14 protein-coding genes are annotated in these 15,617 nt (G+C 63.9%); 7 read left to right on the plus strand and 7 right to left on the minus strand.

What is annotated here, in order from left to right; translation table 11 throughout:
- Positions 1 to 40 precede the first annotated feature (40 nt).
- Positions 41 to 574 carry a DUF2000 family protein gene (locus AC3CD9_RS19320; protein ID WP_488365631.1) on the plus strand — a complete coding sequence of 178 codons (534 nt, stop codon included), beginning with the start codon at positions 41 to 43 and terminating at the stop codon, positions 572 to 574.
- 90 nt (positions 575 to 664) lie between these two features.
- Here AC3CD9_RS19320 and AC3CD9_RS19325 read toward each other — a convergent pair whose 3' ends face one another.
- The gene (locus AC3CD9_RS19325; RefSeq protein WP_488365632.1) at positions 665 to 1,318 is read right to left on the minus strand and encodes a histidine phosphatase family protein; all 654 of its coding nucleotides are present in this window, start codon (positions 1,316 to 1,318) and stop codon (positions 665 to 667) included.
- A 64-nt stretch (positions 1,319 to 1,382) separates the two neighbouring features.
- Positions 1,383 to 2,282, minus strand: coding sequence for a LysR substrate-binding domain-containing protein (locus AC3CD9_RS19330; RefSeq protein WP_488365633.1), 900 nt, complete (start codon positions 2,280 to 2,282; stop codon positions 1,383 to 1,385).
- Between the two features lie 162 nt (positions 2,283 to 2,444).
- Here AC3CD9_RS19330 and AC3CD9_RS19335 point away from each other — a divergent pair, with 162 nt between their 5' ends.
- The 3 genes from AC3CD9_RS19335 (at position 2,445) to AC3CD9_RS19345 (ending at position 5,699) form a co-directional block, all read left to right on the plus strand.
- Positions 2,445 to 3,359 carry a CoA transferase subunit A gene (locus AC3CD9_RS19335; protein WP_488365634.1) on the plus strand — a complete coding sequence of 305 codons (915 nt, stop codon included), beginning with the start codon at positions 2,445 to 2,447 and terminating at the stop codon, positions 3,357 to 3,359.
- On the plus strand, positions 3,356 to 4,204 hold the full coding sequence (locus tag AC3CD9_RS19340; RefSeq protein ID WP_488365635.1) for a CoA-transferase subunit beta: 849 nt from the start codon (positions 3,356 to 3,358) through the stop codon (positions 4,202 to 4,204). The genes AC3CD9_RS19335 and AC3CD9_RS19340 overlap by 4 nt, the downstream gene beginning before the upstream one ends.
- Before the next feature lie 163 nt (positions 4,205 to 4,367).
- Positions 4,368 to 5,699 (plus strand): MFS transporter, encoded by a 1,332-nt coding sequence (locus tag AC3CD9_RS19345; RefSeq protein WP_488365636.1) that lies wholly within the window; start codon positions 4,368 to 4,370, stop codon positions 5,697 to 5,699.
- Positions 5,700 to 5,959: 260 nt separating this feature from the next.
- Here the strand turns inward: AC3CD9_RS19345 and AC3CD9_RS19350 are convergent, their stop codons facing one another.
- The gene (locus AC3CD9_RS19350) at positions 5,960 to 8,479 is read right to left on the minus strand and encodes an HNH endonuclease signature motif containing protein (RefSeq protein WP_488365637.1); all 2,520 of its coding nucleotides are present in this window, start codon (positions 8,477 to 8,479) and stop codon (positions 5,960 to 5,962) included.
- A gap of 651 nt (positions 8,480 to 9,130) precedes the next feature.
- Between AC3CD9_RS19350 and AC3CD9_RS19355 the strand changes: the two genes are divergently transcribed.
- Positions 9,131 to 10,336: an NAD(P)-dependent malic enzyme gene (locus tag AC3CD9_RS19355; protein ID WP_488365638.1), complete on the plus strand. Its 1,206-nt coding sequence runs from the start codon at positions 9,131 to 9,133 to the stop codon at positions 10,334 to 10,336.
- Positions 10,337 to 10,519: 183 nt separating this feature from the next.
- On the opposite strand, the gene AC3CD9_RS19360 is transcribed toward AC3CD9_RS19355, so the two are convergent.
- From AC3CD9_RS19360 to AC3CD9_RS19370, 3 genes are all read right to left on the minus strand, one after another.
- Positions 10,520 to 10,942 (minus strand): organic hydroperoxide resistance protein, encoded by a 423-nt coding sequence (locus AC3CD9_RS19360; RefSeq protein WP_259358799.1) that lies wholly within the window; start codon positions 10,940 to 10,942, stop codon positions 10,520 to 10,522.
- Between the two features lie 71 nt (positions 10,943 to 11,013).
- Positions 11,014 to 11,469, minus strand: a complete 456-nt coding sequence (locus AC3CD9_RS19365) for a MarR family winged helix-turn-helix transcriptional regulator (RefSeq protein ID WP_488365639.1) — start codon at positions 11,467 to 11,469, stop codon at positions 11,014 to 11,016.
- Positions 11,470 to 11,702: 233 nt separating this feature from the next.
- On the minus strand, positions 11,703 to 12,869 hold the full coding sequence (locus AC3CD9_RS19370) for an SPFH domain-containing protein (RefSeq protein WP_488365640.1): 1,167 nt from the start codon (positions 12,867 to 12,869) through the stop codon (positions 11,703 to 11,705).
- 344 nt (positions 12,870 to 13,213) lie between these two features.
- Between AC3CD9_RS19370 and AC3CD9_RS19375 the strand changes: the two genes are divergently transcribed.
- Positions 13,214 to 13,912 (plus strand): FadR/GntR family transcriptional regulator, encoded by a 699-nt coding sequence (locus AC3CD9_RS19375; RefSeq protein WP_488365641.1) that lies wholly within the window; start codon positions 13,214 to 13,216, stop codon positions 13,910 to 13,912.
- A gap of 76 nt (positions 13,913 to 13,988) precedes the next feature.
- Positions 13,989 to 14,771, plus strand: a complete 783-nt coding sequence (nagB, locus tag AC3CD9_RS19380; RefSeq protein WP_488365642.1) for a glucosamine-6-phosphate deaminase — start codon at positions 13,989 to 13,991, stop codon at positions 14,769 to 14,771.
- A gap of 98 nt (positions 14,772 to 14,869) precedes the next feature.
- On the opposite strand, the gene AC3CD9_RS19385 is transcribed toward nagB, so the two are convergent.
- Positions 14,870 to 15,556: an N-acetylmannosamine-6-phosphate 2-epimerase gene (locus AC3CD9_RS19385; RefSeq protein ID WP_488365643.1), complete on the minus strand. Its 687-nt coding sequence runs from the start codon at positions 15,554 to 15,556 to the stop codon at positions 14,870 to 14,872.
- Positions 15,557 to 15,617 lie beyond the last annotated feature (61 nt).

Here is a 15,617-nt window from a genome sequence, read left to right on the forward strand (position 1 = left end):
GTACAAGACCGGCGGTGCCGCGGCCGGCCAGGCTGGATTCATGCACGAGAACACAAACACCACAGATCAGACCGAAAGCCAGCCCACCCCCGCCGAGGTGGCCGCGAGCAGTTCCATCACCGAGGCGGCCGCGCCGTCACTCTCCGCCGATCCGAGCGCGCCGGTGCGGTTCGACACCAAGGTCGTCGTCGTTCTTCGCGACGACCTGCAGCCGTGGCAGGAACTCAACGTCACCGCTTTCCTCATGTCCGGAATCGCCACGAGCGATGAGGGCCTGGTCGGAGAGAACTACCGGGACGCCGACGGCAACAACTACCTGCCGATGCTGCGCCAGCCGGTCATGGTGATGACGGCGGATGCGGATAAGCTGCGGTCGATCCGGACGAAGGCGATGGGCCGCGGAATCCCGACAGCGATCTATACCGAGGAGCTGTTCTCCACCGGCCACGACGCAGCCAACCGGGCTGCCGTCGCCGGAGTCCCGGCCGAGGAGCTCAACCTCGTCGGGGTGGCGCTGCGCGGTGCGAAGAACGGTGTTGACCGTGTGGTGAAAGGCGCGCGGATGCATGCGTGAGGATCATGCTGAGGCACGTGTGAGTGTCATAGAGCGTCGGCTCTCACGCCGCAGCGGAGGATGCCGGTCGGCGAAACGATTCGCTCCGCCTCAGCGATAGGTGGCGTTCTTCGGGTCCTGGTGGCCGTGGTCGTTGAACGAGATGAGGCTGGTGCCGCCTCGGCCGGTGATGACCTTCGTGATGCCGGTGTTGATGGTCACGCGGTTGAACGCCATCCATTGGTCGAAACCTCCGCCGATCAGGCGAGCCGCGGTCCACGCGATGGCACCGGCGCTCGAGACGACGATCGTCGACTGGCCTGAGCCCATCGCGCTGGTTGTCTCGTCGAGGGCCCGATCGACGCGTGACGTGAACTGCTTGTAGGTCTCGGTGTAGTCCTCGTCGTGTTCGCCCGAGGCCCAGCGCGCGGCACCACGTTCGAGTTCGCCCTGGAATATCTTGGAATCGTGCTGGGCGCGAGGGTCGAGATCCGTGAGCACTCCGGTGAGTTCCCATGCGGCGTATTCGTTCCAGCCTGCGTCGACGTGGGCGTCCGTGCTCCGACCCATGCCTTCGATGAGGCTCTCGGCCGTCTGGCGCTGTCGCAACATCTCGCCGTGGACGAGTCGGTGTGGCTCGATGCCCTGGGAAGCGAGGAAGCGACCGGTGATGCGGCTCTGCTCTTTGCCGAGATCGGACAGCCGGTCATAGTCATCGGTGCCGAACGACGCCTGCCCGTGCCGAACCAGATAGAGCACACTCATGAATCACCACATCCTCGTCGTGAAGCCCACGCTGCTTTTCGAGCGATCGTTTACTGATGTGAGTCTACGGGACATCGGTGGGGAACAGCTGCTCGGCCAGTCGAAGCACCTCGGCGAGGGCAGGACTGACGTCATCTCTGCGCCATGCCATGAGCAGCGGGAACGGCCCCTTCGGGTCTTCGAGGGGGACGAAGGCGATATTGGGGAAGGAGGCGTTCTTCAGCACCGACGCCACTGTGACCGAACAGCCGATCTCCGCACCGACGAGCGAGAGTATCGTCCACGTGTCCGGAGCCACCTGGATGACGGTGGGGTTGAAACCTGCGGCCTGCGACAGCTCGTAGAGCCGCTCGATCGTCGTCGACCCCGGATTCGGCGGCACCGTGATGAACTCCTCTCCCTCGAGCTCGCTCATCGACACCGACTCGCGGCCTGCCAGGGCATGCTCTCTGTGCATGGCGACGACAAGCGACTCCTGGGCGACGACGCGAGTATCGACCGACTGTGGCACAAATGGCCAATAGCCGAAGACGAGGTCCACTGAGCCGTCGGCGACGCTGTCGATGGCCGGCATCCCGAAGGAGGCGCTCTGCAGACTGAGGTGGATTCCCGGGTGAGTGCCGCGGACCAGCTTCAGCAGCCGGCCGATGAGTTTATGGGTCGCGATGCCGGTGAATCCCAGGCGCAGATGTCCGACCTCGCCTTTCCCGGCTGCCTGCACTGCTGAGTCGGCGAGGCGATGACTCATGAGGATGTCGCGCGCAGGTTCGACGAGCGCCTGTCCTGCCGCAGTCAGGCGCACGGACCGAGTGCTGCGTTCGAACAGCTGTGCCGACATGTCGGACTCCAGACCTCGGATGAGTCGGCTGAGGGGCGGTTGGGTCATATGCAGTCGTTCGGCGGCTCTGCCGAAGTGAAGTTCCTCAGCGAGGACGAGGAATGCGCGGATGTGCTTTGTGTCCATATCGGTGCCCCAATCGTCGACGCGGCATCCTCATCAGTGAGGGCCAGATCATATTCGTGCAGTGAGTGCATTAATCGTCTCCATTATAAGTATTGGACGGGTATCAATGACTTTGAAAGGATGACTGAGGTCACAGTCATTCGAGGTTCGAGGAGGAACGCGATGGACAAGACGATGAGTCTTCCCCGGGCGATCAGCACCTATCTGCGCAACGGGGACACCGTCGCTCTGGAGGGGTTCGGTCACATCGTGCCGGTGGCCGCCGCGCACGAGATCATCCGGCAAGGCTTCACAGATCTGGTCCTCGCACGCATGTCCTGCGACGTCATCGTCGACCAGCTGCTCGGAGCGAACTGCCTGAAAGGTCTCATCTCCTCGTTCATCGCCAACAGTTCGGCCGGTTCCCTGCACGAGCTGCGGCGGCGCATCGAGAAGTCGGACCCGGAACCGCTGTGGTTCGACGAATACAGTCACGGCGGAATGGTCGCCCGCTATCAGGCCGGTGCCTCGAAGCTGCCGTTCCAGCCCATCGCCTCCTACCGGGGCAGCGACCTGGCGGCGAAGAATCCGCGGATCAAGTCCGTTCCCGACCCCTACGGTGGACCGGACATCCACGTCGTCCCCGCACTCAATCCCGACCTCACGATCATCCACGCCCAACGTGCGGACATGCATGGAAACGTGCAGGCATGGGGGATGCTCGGGATTCAAACCGAGGCCGCATTCGCTGGTCGCCGACTCATCGTCACGGTTGAGGAGATCGTCGACGAGGCTGTCGTCCGCTCCGACCCGAACCGCACAATCGTTCCCGCGCACGTCGTCGATGCTGTCGTCGCCGTGCCACGCGGCTCGCATCCTCATTCGGTCCAGGGCTACTACGACCGCGACGACGAATTCTCGAGACAGTGGTCGGCGCTCGCCCGCGACGCGGCGGCGGTCCAGAACTGGCTCGAGTCCAATATCTGCGGCACGAGCGACCACGATGAGTTCCTTGCCGCCCTCGGATCGGACCACTTCGAGCGGATGGCCATCCACGACGCATATTCGACACCTGTGAACTACGGAGGGCGAGCATGACACTGAGTGCTCACGACACCACTGAGACCCGGTCCCGCGACGAGCTCAGCGAGACCACAAGCAGCGAGGTCGCTAGCGACGTGGTCACCAGCAGCGAACTTCTCACCGTCCATTCGGCGCGGGCGCTGGCCGGACGCAACGTGGTCTTCGCCGGGCACGGCCTGCCCACGCTTGCCGTCTCTCTGGCTCAGCACACCGTCGCACCGGACATCGAGATCGTCTACGAGTCGGGAGTCACCGGAGCCAGGCCGCCGGTGATGCCGCGCAGCATCTCGGATTCGATCTTGGTTCCGGGGGCCGCCTCGGTGATGCCGATGACGCACCTGTTCAACTATGTTCTGCAAGGCCAGCGAATCGATGTCGGCTTCCTCGGTGCCGCGCAGGTCGACAAGTACGGAAACCTCAACTCTACCCTCATCGGCGAGGACTGGGAGCACCCAGACAGCCGACTTCCGGGCTCAGGCGGAGCAATCGAAGCCATGGCGGGCGCGGCCGAGATCTTCCTCGTCATGCGCAGGCACACCCCGCGCACCTTCGTCGAATCCTTGGACTTCGTCACCTCCCCGGGATCGAAGAAGGCCGCCGAAGCGGAGGTCGGGTCAATGCCGGCGGGTGCAGGCGTGACCCATGTGATCACCGACATGGGAGTCATGACGCGCTTTGCCCAGGACGAAGAACTCACACTCACGGCCGTTCACCCCGGTGTCGACCCCGCCGAGGTGGTGCGCCAGACCGGGTGGAGCCTGCAGGTCTCGCCCGACCTGGAGACGACGCTGCCTCCGACTCCGGGGGAGCTGGCGCTGCTGCGAGAGACGCTCGATCCCACCCGCATCTACCTGCGCTGAACCGGAGCCCGCACCCGCCGACCCATGTCCGCGGGCAGCTGCAGGCGCCAGCCGCCCACTGCACTGTGGCTCCCTGCTGAGCAAGCGAGAATTCGAATCGAAGAAAGTTGAAATCATGTCAATGAAGACAAACGCACAGATTACTTCCCCTCCTGATCCGAATGTGACTCGTCCCGAACTGCGCCGTGCCGCGTGGTCGTCGTGGCTCGGCAGTTCGCTCGAGTACATGGACTTCACCCTCTACACACTCGCTTCAGCCTTGGTCTTCGGGCCGCTCTTCTTCCCCAACGAGACTCCTGCGGTAGCGCTGATCTCCAGTCTCGGCGTCTACGGGTCCGGTTTCGTCGTCCGGCCGATCGGCGGATACGTCTTCGGCCGAGTCGGTGACAAGCACGGACGTCGGATCGTACTCATCGTGACCCTCTCGATGATGGGCATCGCGACCATGGGCATCGGGCTTCTGCCGACTTATGCGCAGATAGGCATCTGGGCGCCTATGCTGCTCGTCGTACTCCGGCTCGTGCAGGGGTTCGGAGCCGGAGCCGAATTGGCCGGAGCTTCGGTGCTCTTGGTCGAATCGTCGCCTGTGCGTCGCCGTGGGCTCTTCGGGGCGATCGTGGCGATGGGGACCAACAGCGGAATCTTCCTGGCCACAGTTCTGTGGACGCTGCTCACCCTGCTGCCGGACGAGGCTTTCCTCAGCTGGGGCTGGCGGGTGCCCTTCCTGCTCAGCATCGTCACCACTTTCGTGGCTCTGGCGATTCGTACGAAGGTCAGGGAGTCCCCGGTGTTCGAAGAGGCGAAGGAGCGCCGCGCCGAGGTGGCCGCGGACAAGAGCGATCAGCCGAGCATCCTCGTCGAGGCGCGTCGGTCGACGAAGTCGTTCCTGCTCGCCTTGGGCATTCGCATGGGAGAGAACTCCGCAGTCTACCTCGTCAAAGGCTTCATGGTCGGGTGGGTGGTGACTACGACGGGACTTGATTCCGCGGTGGTCACGACCGGCATCATGATCGGCACCGTCATCGGCTTCGCGACCGTGCCGTACTTCGGCAAGCTCAGTGACAAGCTGGGTCGCCGACCCGTGTTCTTGGGGTTCACTCTATTCCAGATCCTCTTCGCGATTCCGGCCATGATCCTCATCGACACGGGCAACCCGATCATCATCGCGGCCGTCTTTGCGGTCTTCGTCGGCGGGCCTCTGCCGAATCTCTACGGTGTCGAGTCGAGCTGGCTGGTCGAACTGTTCGGATCGAAGCATCGGTATACGTTCATGACCACTATCAAAGAGGTCGGATCGGTCGTCTCCGGCGGTCTGGCGCCAGTGATCGCGGCCTCGCTCGTCGCCGTGATCACCGACTCATGGTGGCCCGTTGCGATCGTTCTCATTCTGTTCGCCGGCTGCGGCCTGCTCGGTGCGCTCTTCGCGCCCGAGACCCGTGGTCGCGACCTCACGACTGAAGTCGACGCAGTGGACGAACGGCAACCGCTGCAATAGGCGCGGGCTGAGTCTGTGCGATAGGTGAGGGCCGGGACCCTGCGATAGGTGAGGGCCAGGACCCTGCGATAGGCGAAGGCCGGGACCCTGCGATAGGCGAAGGCCGGCCCAGTGAGGTGGACTACGACCAGCCCGCTGGGGTAGGCGACGGCTCTACCGCCGAATCGCGGTCAGCAGTTGCGGCACGGGGGTGCTCTGCCACCAGCGCTGTCGCTTCAGCTCTGCGTTGAGAGCGATGCCACAGGCTCCGTGGCGCGTCGTCAGAACGGTGGGGGATCGACCTCGAGGTCGTGGTCCCAGTTCACTGTCTTGGAGACGAAGCGGTGGTCCCAGGGATCGTCGACTCCAGCGCCGTTGCGGCCTGCAGTGTCCGCAGACTGCGAATTGCTTTCGGAACCGGTGAGGCTCGGGCCAGCGGCGGTACGGGCGCTGCGCTTGTCGGGCTCATTCGGGTCGAAGTCGATATCGTCGATGTCGAGATTGGCAAGACGCGCCCATCTGACGACTCGGGCGTACTTCGCGTTCCCCGTCAGCTGCTTCACCGTGAGAGTGTTGGAACCGGTAGGGAGACAGAGCTGGTGGACAGACTTCTCCCAATTGAGGCAACGCTCCAGTCGCAGCCGCCTGATCTCAGCCTGCTGCTCCCGATACGCCTCCGAAAGACGTCGCTGGCGTGCTTCGTGTTCCTCCCGTTGGCGCTTCTCTTCGTCGCGCTGACGAATCGTCGACTCGCCAGGCATGAGCTCGAGCACCCTAGGTGCTGAGGGAACCATCGACCAGGGCAGTTTCCACCGCTTGAGACTCAATCGTCCCAGGGAATCGAATTCGAGCGCTTGGGCAACATTGATCGGCTGACCCGGCGCCGACACGGTGGTCGAGATTCCGTGCTTGAACTCGTAGTCGAGCTCACCGGATTTGGGCATAGTGACCCGAAGACGGCCGGCGGTCTTCAACGCATGATGCTTCTTGCACAGAGGATGAAGGTTGCCGAACCGAGTGAGACCGCCCTTGAGCGGATCCAAATGGAAGAACGGAACGACATGGTCGATCTCCGACTTCTCGGCCCGACGAACACAGCCGGGAACGGTACACACTGTCCATTGCTCGACCAAGGTCTTCCGAAGATCCCTGGGGACCTGGTAAGTGGTCGCTTTGGCGTCGGTGGGAGTGCCGGTGGCGGGATCAGTGAGGATCCGCTGGATGCTCTTCGACCGACCGGCGATGCTGCGAGCCGCCTCGACGGGTACCGGTGAGCCGTCGGCGAAAGTGCCGGGCAGATCCGAATCTCCGGTGAGCGAGAGGAAAGGAACGGTCACCACGGTGGCGGCCTGATGCGACAGCCACCACGCGCTTGTGGGCATGCGCAACTTGACGACATATTCAATGGGACCGTCAGGGTCCTCACCTTCGACGCTGCAGTCGGGCCGGAAAGCCGAACCGTCGGGTCGGTTGGCGACAGAGAATCCGTCGAACGACTCTGCGGTGCTGTCGGCCGAGCACCCGGCGGACGATTCTGCGACATCGTCGTCCGAGTCCGAAGCGACGTGCTTCGCGAAGTCGGCGACAGCGTCGTCGGAGTCCATATCCGGAATGAGCTCGCCGTCGGTGTCGAGCAGCGACTTCTCTTCGGCGGATTGGATACCCGTGATTGGGTCGACCGAAATGACCTTGACCTTGAGCTCCGGCACTGGCCGGGTGAACAGATCGTACTCGAGCTGAGAGATGGAGCGGTCATCGCTGATCTCAACGCCCAGAGGCAGATTGAACGCCGACTTGTTCTTTCCATGCACGGCCAGCGCCATGCCCTGGATTCGGTTGTAGCAGGCGAAGATCTCTGCTGAAGGCCCGCTGACGGTCAGGCAGGCCGAGCCGTCCTTGTAGCCTTCGACATCGACGCGGCGACGCTTGGTGGCGAGTTCGGTGTTGTCGACCGGCGGAACGAGCAGGGCGATCATCTTCGCCAGATCTCGGCGCAGGGTCTCGCAGGTGATATCGGCGCGCCTCGCGGCCAGGAAGATGTCGAGCTTCGGGAGGAAGTCGAACGCGACATCAGCGCACTGGCGGGCGACCACATCGACATGTGCCTGGGTGAACTCTCCGGCGCGGACGCGGTCGGCGAAGCGCGGCAGACCATAGAAGATCGTCATCGCGCCGGAGAGCTGACGGTAGGTCCGGGCAGTGTTGGTCCCCAGCACCGTCGAGATCTCCACGAGATCCTCAGCGTCGACATAGTCATAGACCCATTTCGAGAAGCAGATGCCCTCATCGAGCTCGGGGAACTCGGGCAGCACCTTCGCCTCGGACTCAGTCGCCTTGTGCAACTGTTCGCGGGCGAAGTCGGCGTCATAGAGCACAACTGTCGCGGAAGGGGAGCCGCCGGTGCCGGTCGTGTCGTCGGTGGGCGACGACGCGCCGTTGGGCGAAGACGCGACGTTGGTTGAAGACGCGCCCCTGGGAGAGGTCTTCGACTTCTCCGCAGCGCCGAAGATGGTGTTCTCTTCGGACTCTTTGGCGCGGCGTTCGAAGGATGCGGAGATCGTCTCGCAGCGAAACGGTTCGGAGCCCTCGGGCATGGGTAGTTCGAGGGCGATGAAGACCTGTTCCAACACAACTGAGGAGACTGACTCGAGGAGGGAGAAATGGGCACGGTCGGAAGCGACAGCGTTCTCGGCGAAACGAGACATGCTTGATTCGAAGCGGATGGCGAATCGGGGCGACGGCTGTGTCGCACCCGGCTCGTCTGCCTGGTCGGGGGTCGAACGGTTGGTGGTGCCCTTCATTGCTTTTTCACCTGCCTCGGACTTCGTTGTCGGGGAAGTGGTGCTGATTTGAAAAGCTGTTAATCAGATCTTATCCGGTCAAATTGACATTCGCAATAGAAAAAAGAAAAAAGATTCGAATAAGTTTCGATGTAACATTAAGGATGGATTGACTGTCTACTCATCATTGCACTCGGTGCTGACATGGGAACGTTGGTCTCCGTTCGGGCAGGTCAGGGGCTGTTTTGCGCCGGTCCAAAGGTCTGGAGAACATGCCACCGGAACGGCGGGACAGCCTCGGCGGGGACCCGATTTTCGGGTGAAACGGGTCACAGCATCGGTTATGATGATCGAGTTGTCGGATGCGACCCATGAGGTCGGTACTCGCCTCATGCGAGCCGTATCCGCACTGCGCGCAACCGCGTCGCCCTTCACCTAGGGCCATGTCGCGGGCCGCGTCGACGTCACCGCACCATCCTTCACTGGTGACCAGTTCTTCGCCCAGACCATCGCCTGCGCTCACGGTCGACCGTGTCCGCGCCGGCCGACGTCCAGACGATCACTGCCGGCTGCACCGATGATCCGATCATCGAACGGAGTGCTCGCCCAACCGAGTGCTCACGAGTTCTATAAGCTCGCGAACCGCCGCCGCATCAACCACGAGGATCAACCATGACGACCACCGCTCACAACTCCGCCGCCTCCGACCAGGGCTCGAAGGGCCCGATCACCGACGCCGAGATCTTCGAAGCACACGAAGGCGGCAAGCTCTCCGCCGAGCTCACCTCACCGCTCGAGACCCAGCGCGACCTCTCGATCGCGTACACCCCGGGCGTCGCCAAGGTCTGCACCGCGATCAAGGACGAACCGCAGCTGGCGCGTACGCACACGTGGACCGGCCGACTCGTCGCGGTCATCTCTGACGGGTCGGCTGTGCTCGGCCTCGGTGACATCGGTCCGGCCGCCTCGCTGCCGGTGATGGAGGGCAAGTGCGCCCTGTTCAAGTCCTTCTCCGGGCTGAATGCGATTCCGATCGTACTCGACACCAATGACACGGACGAGATCGTCGAAACCATCGTCCGTATGGCCCCGACCTTCGGCGCGATCAACCTCGAGGACATCTCGGCTCCGCGCTGCTTCGAGATCGAAGACCGGGTCAAGGAAGCTCTCGACATCCCCGTTATGCACGATGATCAGCACGGCACCGCCGTCGTCGTCCTCGCCGCGCTGACGAATGCTCTGCGCGTGGTGAAGAAGTCCTTCGAGTCCGTCCGCGTCGTCGTCTCGGGTGCCGGTGCTGCCGGTGTGGCCGTGGTGAAGATCCTTGCTGACGCCGGCGTGAAGGACATCGTCGTCCTCGATTCCAAGGGAGTCGTCGAATCCGGCCGCTCCGACCTCACCGAGACCAAGCAGTTCCTCGCCGAGTCGACGAACCCGCGCGGAATCGCCGGTGGGATCGGCGAGGCCCTCGACGGTGCCGATGCCTTCATCGGCGTCTCCGGCGGCACCATCGACGAGGCGCATCTGGAGAACATGGCCGACGACGCGATCATCTTCGCCCTGTCGAACCCCAACCCCGAGGTGGCCCCCGACGTCGCCGCCAAGTACGCCACCGTGGTGGCCACCGGGCGCAGCGACTTCCCGAACCAGATCAACAACGTCCTCGCGTTCCCCGGGATCTTCCGTGGTGCGCTCGACGCCGATGCCAACGAGATCACCGACGATATGAAGCTCGTCGCCGCTCGTGCGATCGCCGATCTCGTCGGCGATGACCTCGAGCCCGGCTACATCGTGCCTGGTGCGCTCGATTCCCGTGTCGCTCCGGCCGTCGCCGAGGCGGTCGAGAAGTCCGCTCTCGAGGCCATGGCCAAGCGCTGACGCCTGGGTTCGGCAAGTCCGCACACAGTTGAGGGGCGGGTGAAGAGTGATCTTCACCCGCCCCTCAACTGTATGTCGGTTGCTGATTGCGTTCCGTACCGGGTCGTGTGCCGCAGGTGGTCGGGCGCCTACAGCGGTTGGCCAGCGGAGGACTGCCGCCCATGCCAGGCAGACGCGGTCGGATCAGTCGTCGGTGACGGTGATGGTGACGTCGATGTTGCCGCGGGTGGCGTTCGAGTATGGGCAGACCTTGTGGGCCTTGTCGGCCAGAGCCTGTGCCTCGGCTTTGTCGAGGTGCGGGAGGGTGACCTCGAGTTCGACGGCGAGCTGGAACCCGCCCTCATTGTTCTTGCCGATGCTCACTCGTGAGCCGACCGCTGAGTCGTCGACGTTCGCCTTGGCCTGACCGGCCACGAGGCGCAGCGCCGAGTGATAGCAGGCTGCGTAGCCGACCGCGAAGAGCTGCTCGGGATTCGTGCCGTTGCCGCTGCCGCCCATCTCCGCGGGTGTGGCGAGATCGACGTCGACCTTTCCGTCGTTCGTGCGACCGTGGCCGTCGCGGCCTTCGCCGGTGGCCAGTGCCTCTGCAGTGTAGAGAGCCTTCATGATTCTTCCTTCCGTTGGCGGTGCGTTGTCGAATCAGTGGTGATCAGTGGGATCGGTGGTGAAATGTGGGGTCAGTGGTGCAGTACGGGTTCCGCACGCAGGTTCCTCGTCAGAGTGCGCAGGGTCTCGAGCAGCTCGGGCATCGCGGCGGGGTCGAGCTGCGTGCGCTCACCGATGCGAGCCGGAACGCACTCGGCGCGCTCCTTGGCTGCGGCACCCTCGGTGGTGGGGCGGATGAACACACTGCGCGAGTCCTCGGCGGAGCGGTGACGGGTGACGTAGCCGAGCGATTCCAGCCGCGACAGCAGCGGAGACAGCGTGCCCGAATCGAGCTGCAGACGCTCACCGAGGTGTTTGACGGTCACGCCGTCGGGCGCGGAATCCTCCTCCCACAGCACCAGCATCACCAGATACTGCGGATAGGTGATGCCGAGTTCGGCCAGCAGATCCTTGTATGACGCGGTCATTGCACGCGACGCTGAGTAGAGAGCGAAGCAGAGCTGTCTGTCGAGGTCGAGCGCATCCATGCCTAAATGGTTGCACACAATTCAATTGTGCACAACTGATTAATCGGAAGGCGGACGGACGGGGATCTCGGTGAACACAGCGGAGGGGCGGGCGAGGATCTCTCCTCGCCCGCCCCTCTAAAGCGCGGTGCCTCAGTCGTTCGCCGGCGTCCGGTGACGTGCGTCGGCGTTCGGTCAGCTTCGGCACCCTGGCTCGGCCCTCGGTCACTGCGGTGGCCTGGCTCGACTCTCGGTCACTGTGGCGGCTGCTGGCTGTTCTTCCACTGCTGAGCGGCCTCCCGCGCCGACTGGGCTGCAGAACGAACGGACTGGCCGAGCGACTGGCCGGAACCTCCGGAGCCACCTGACTGACCGTCATGACCCGAACCGTCGGAACCATTGGGGCCGCCCGAGCTCGGCGGGTTGGACGGCTGCGGGGGAACGCTGGCCTGCTCGGAGCGGTGGCTCGAGGTGTACCGGCTCTCGGGCGCCGTGAAGGTCGCTCCATCCTCGGCGGCGTTGGCGGCGAACAGGGCGTTGCGGATCTCCTGGCCCATCTCGCCCAAGCCGCCCGGGTTCGAGGGCATGAACAGCACGTTCGACCGGCCCTCCTGAGCGACGTTCTGCATGGTGTCGAAGTACTGGGTCATCATCAGCAGCTGCTCGGCCGTCTTGTCGATGCCCACCTCCTGCAGCTTCGCGTACTGCTCGGCGATACCCGTCGCGATCGCCTTGCGCTGAGCGGCGACACCCTCACCGTGGAGGCGCATCGCCTCGGATTCCGCCTGCGCCTGAGTGACGCGTTTGATCTTGTCCGCCTCGGCGAGCGACTGAGCGGCGACGCGGTCACGCTGTGCGGCATTGATCGAGTTCATCGAATCGCGGACCTTCGGGTCCGGGGTGATATCCGTGACCAGGCTGCTGACGATCTTGAAGCCGTAGCGCTTCATCGATTCCGAGAGCCGGCCCTCGACGTTCTCCGCGATATCGTCCTTCGACTCGAACGCCGTGTCCAGAGTCAGGCCCGACAGAGCCGAGCGAACGGTGTCGAAGACGTAGGAGCGGATCTGCTCCTCGGAGTTCGCCAGCTTGTAGTACGCGTCAGCGACATTGTTCTCTTCGACGACGTACTGGACGGCGACGGGAACCGTGACGAAGACGTTGTCCTTCGTCTTCGACTCGATGTTGACCTCGAGCTGCTGGACGCGCAGCGAGATCGGCCGGCTCGTCGTTTCGATGAACGGCACCTTCGTGTTCAGTCCCGGCTTCGCGACTTTCTTGAACTTGCCGAATCGCTCGACGATGACGTTCTCCTGCGTCTTCACCGTGAAGAACATGCTGGTGCGCAGCTTGCCGAAAAGCAGAACGGCGATGATGAGGATGACGATGATTATGGCGAATGTGGCCACCAATCCAGTCATGGGTGCTCCAATGCGTCGTAGATTTCGGCCGCCGAGCGACCGCCTGTGACTACCACCCTAGTAGCCAGCACGACATCCGCATATGCCAAGGTCGGTTGGCGGTACTGCGGGATTCGGGAGATCTGGACTGCAAACCACTCTGGACCGCAAGGCCCTGAGACGATGAACCGCAAGGCCCTGAGACGATGGACGACAAGCCCTGGGGTGCTGAGCGACAATCCCCGAGGCAACGAGCGACGCCGCGCGGCGGCCCAAGCGTCTCGACAGCGAAGAACGACTGCCGATACATCTGATGTCAGACGTATACTGGAGGCTCAGCGTGGAACGACCAGCAGAAGGTGATCATGGCGGAGCCGACAGAGACCGGACGGAAAGTGACGACCTCCGACAGAATCAAGGATCTCATCCTCTCCGATGGTCTGCGTCCCGGAGACCTGCTGCCGACCGAAGGCGAACTGTGCACCCGCCTGGGCGTCTCGCGGTCGAACGTCCGGGAAGCCATCCGCAAACTCTCGACCCTCGACATCGTCGACGTCCGGCACGGTCACGGCACCTACGTCGGCGAGATGACGCTCGACGCGCTCGTCGAAGCCCTTGTCTTCCGAGGTGTGCTCAGCCCCGGTGATGACCTCGACGCACTGCGCGATGTCGTCGAAGTGCGCAAGGCCCTCGACCACGGAATGTCCGAGCAGATCGTCGACGCCCTCAAAGGCACCGAGAATGCCGAGCTCAAGGATCTGGTCGACGAGATGACCGCGCTCGCCGCTGACGGCAAGACCTTCCCGCAGCAGGATCGCGCCTTCCACACTGGGCTGCTCGCGAAACTCGGAAACTCGCTCGTCGGCCAACTCGTCGCGGCATTCTGGGATGTGCATACCGCCGTCCTGCCCAAACTCAACGTCGCCGTGGCCGCCGACCTGGAGCAGACCGCCCGTGCCCACGGCCTCATGCTCGAAGCTGCGGAATCCGGCGATGCCGAAGCCTTCCGCGCCGCGATCACCGCCCACTATGAGCCGATCATGCGCGCCCTCGAACAGAAGTGATTGACTGAAGACAGACGCCCACACAACCAACCGGGGCAGCGCCGAACACAGATCGCGGAACGCCGAAGGAGACCACATGGAAGTCGTCATCGCCGACGAATACACGCTGGCGGAGCTCGCCGCCGACGCGATCGAGGCGGTGCTGCGCACCGAAACCGCACCGGTCATCGGGCTGGCGACCGGCTCGAGCCCGCTGCGCATCTACGATGAGCTGACCACCCGCCACAAGAACGAGGGGCTGTCGTTCGCCCACGCGCAGGCGTTCATGCTCGACGAATACGTCGGCATCGCCGACGACCATCCGCAGCGCTATCGCAACGTCATCGACGCCGAGATCGCCACTCGCGTCGATTTCGCCGAGGGGGCCGTCCACGGTCCCGAGGGATCCGCCGATGACCTGGCGGCCGCCTCGGCGGACTATGAACGGAAGATCGCCGAGGCGGGCGGGATCGACCTGCAGATCCTCGGGATCGGCAGCGACGGTCACATCGCGTTCAACGAACCCGGATCATCCCTGGCCTCGCGGACACGGGTGAAATCCCTGACGCACCAGACGCGGCTCGACAATGCGCGGTTCTTCGACGGCGACGTCGAGCAGGTGCCGAAGCTGTGCCTGACCCAGGGGTTGGGCACGATCATGGAGGCGAATCATCTCGTTCTCGTCGCGACCGGCGGCAACAAGGCCGAGGCCGTGCATCAGATGGTCGAGGGACCGATATCGGCGATGTGGCCCGCGACCGTGCTCCAGATGCACCCGCATGTCACAGTCATGCTCGATGATGCGGCGGCGTCGCGGCTGCAGCTCGGCGACTATTACCGCCACGCGTACGAGAACAAACCCGAGTGGCAGAGCCTCTGAAAAGAACGCGGCTTGGTCAGGTAGCCGGCGGGGCCTCGGAGTGAGATCAGCCCGGGCGGGTAGCCGGCTAGTTCATCCCGGGCCGCTGACTCGCGAACTCAGCCCTCGACGGCCTCGGTGAACCACGAGGTGATCGTCGCGGGATGCGTGATCGCGGTGCCCACGACCACGGAGTCGGCACCGGCTGAGCGGGCGGCAGCCGCGTGGGTGGGAGTGTGGATGCGGCCCTCGGCGACGAGCAGCGCAGGCAGTTCCGCCGTCCGTATGGCACTGATCAGCTCGAAGTCGGGGCCTTCGGTCGCCGGTCGTTCCCCCGTGTAGCCGGCCAGGGTAGTTCCGATGATGTCGGCGCCGGCCTCGCCCGCTGCCTTCGCATCGTCAAGGCTGCCGCAATCGGCCATGACCAGGGCGTTCGTCTGTTCGTGGAGACGTGCGACCGTCTCGGCCAGGCTCAACCCGTCGGGTCGCTCCCGCCGCGTCCCATCGAGAGCGACGATGTGGGATCCAGCCAGAGCCACTGCATAAGCGTGTTGGAAGGTCGGCGTGATGACAACCCCGTCCTTGCCGTCCTTCCACAGCCCGATGACCGGGACGTCGACGGCCGAGCGTGTTGCCTGAATGTCGCCGAGACCCTGCACTCGTACGGCCGCTGCTCCTCCGCTGACCGCCGAGGCCGCCACCTGCGCCATCGTTCTGGGGTCACGCATCGGCTCGCCCGGATAGGCCTGAGCAGAGACGATGAGCCGTCCCCGCAGCGCCTCGAGGATCTCGGTCTTCGACAGCATCAGTGAGTCTCCTTCTTCTGGCGGTTCTTCTCGCCGTTCGGCGCGTTCGTCAGTGTGTTGG

It is taken from the genome of Brevibacterium sp. MGP-B1 (genome assembly GCF_057766545.1).

Excerpts from the sequence above, each read along its gene's own strand:
- AC3CD9_RS19320 (WP_488365631.1), top strand. The coding sequence starts at position 41 with ATGCACGAGAACACAAACACCACAGATCAGACCGAAAGCCAGCCCACC.
- AC3CD9_RS19325 (WP_488365632.1), bottom strand. The coding sequence starts at position 1,318 with ATGAGTGTGCTCTATCTGGTTCGGCACGGGCAGGCGTCGTTCGGCACC.
- AC3CD9_RS19330 (WP_488365633.1), bottom strand. The coding sequence starts at position 2,282 with ATGGACACAAAGCACATCCGCGCATTCCTCGTCCTCGCTGAGGAACTT.
- AC3CD9_RS19335 (WP_488365634.1), top strand. The coding sequence starts at position 2,445 with ATGGACAAGACGATGAGTCTTCCCCGGGCGATCAGCACCTATCTGCGC.
- AC3CD9_RS19340 (WP_488365635.1), top strand. The coding sequence starts at position 3,356 with ATGACACTGAGTGCTCACGACACCACTGAGACCCGGTCCCGCGACGAG.
- AC3CD9_RS19350 (WP_488365637.1), bottom strand. The coding sequence starts at position 8,479 with ATGAAGGGCACCACCAACCGTTCGACCCCCGACCAGGCAGACGAGCCG.
- AC3CD9_RS19355 (WP_488365638.1), top strand. The coding sequence starts at position 9,131 with ATGACGACCACCGCTCACAACTCCGCCGCCTCCGACCAGGGCTCGAAG.
- AC3CD9_RS19360 (WP_259358799.1), bottom strand. The coding sequence starts at position 10,942 with ATGAAGGCTCTCTACACTGCAGAGGCACTGGCCACCGGCGAAGGCCGC.
- AC3CD9_RS19365 (WP_488365639.1), bottom strand. The coding sequence starts at position 11,469 with ATGGATGCGCTCGACCTCGACAGACAGCTCTGCTTCGCTCTCTACTCA.
- AC3CD9_RS19370 (WP_488365640.1), bottom strand. The coding sequence starts at position 12,869 with ATGACTGGATTGGTGGCCACATTCGCCATAATCATCGTCATCCTCATC.
- AC3CD9_RS19375 (WP_488365641.1), top strand. The coding sequence starts at position 13,214 with ATGGCGGAGCCGACAGAGACCGGACGGAAAGTGACGACCTCCGACAGA.
- nagB (WP_488365642.1), top strand. The coding sequence starts at position 13,989 with ATGGAAGTCGTCATCGCCGACGAATACACGCTGGCGGAGCTCGCCGCC.
- AC3CD9_RS19385 (WP_488365643.1), bottom strand. The coding sequence starts at position 15,556 with ATGCTGTCGAAGACCGAGATCCTCGAGGCGCTGCGGGGACGGCTCATC.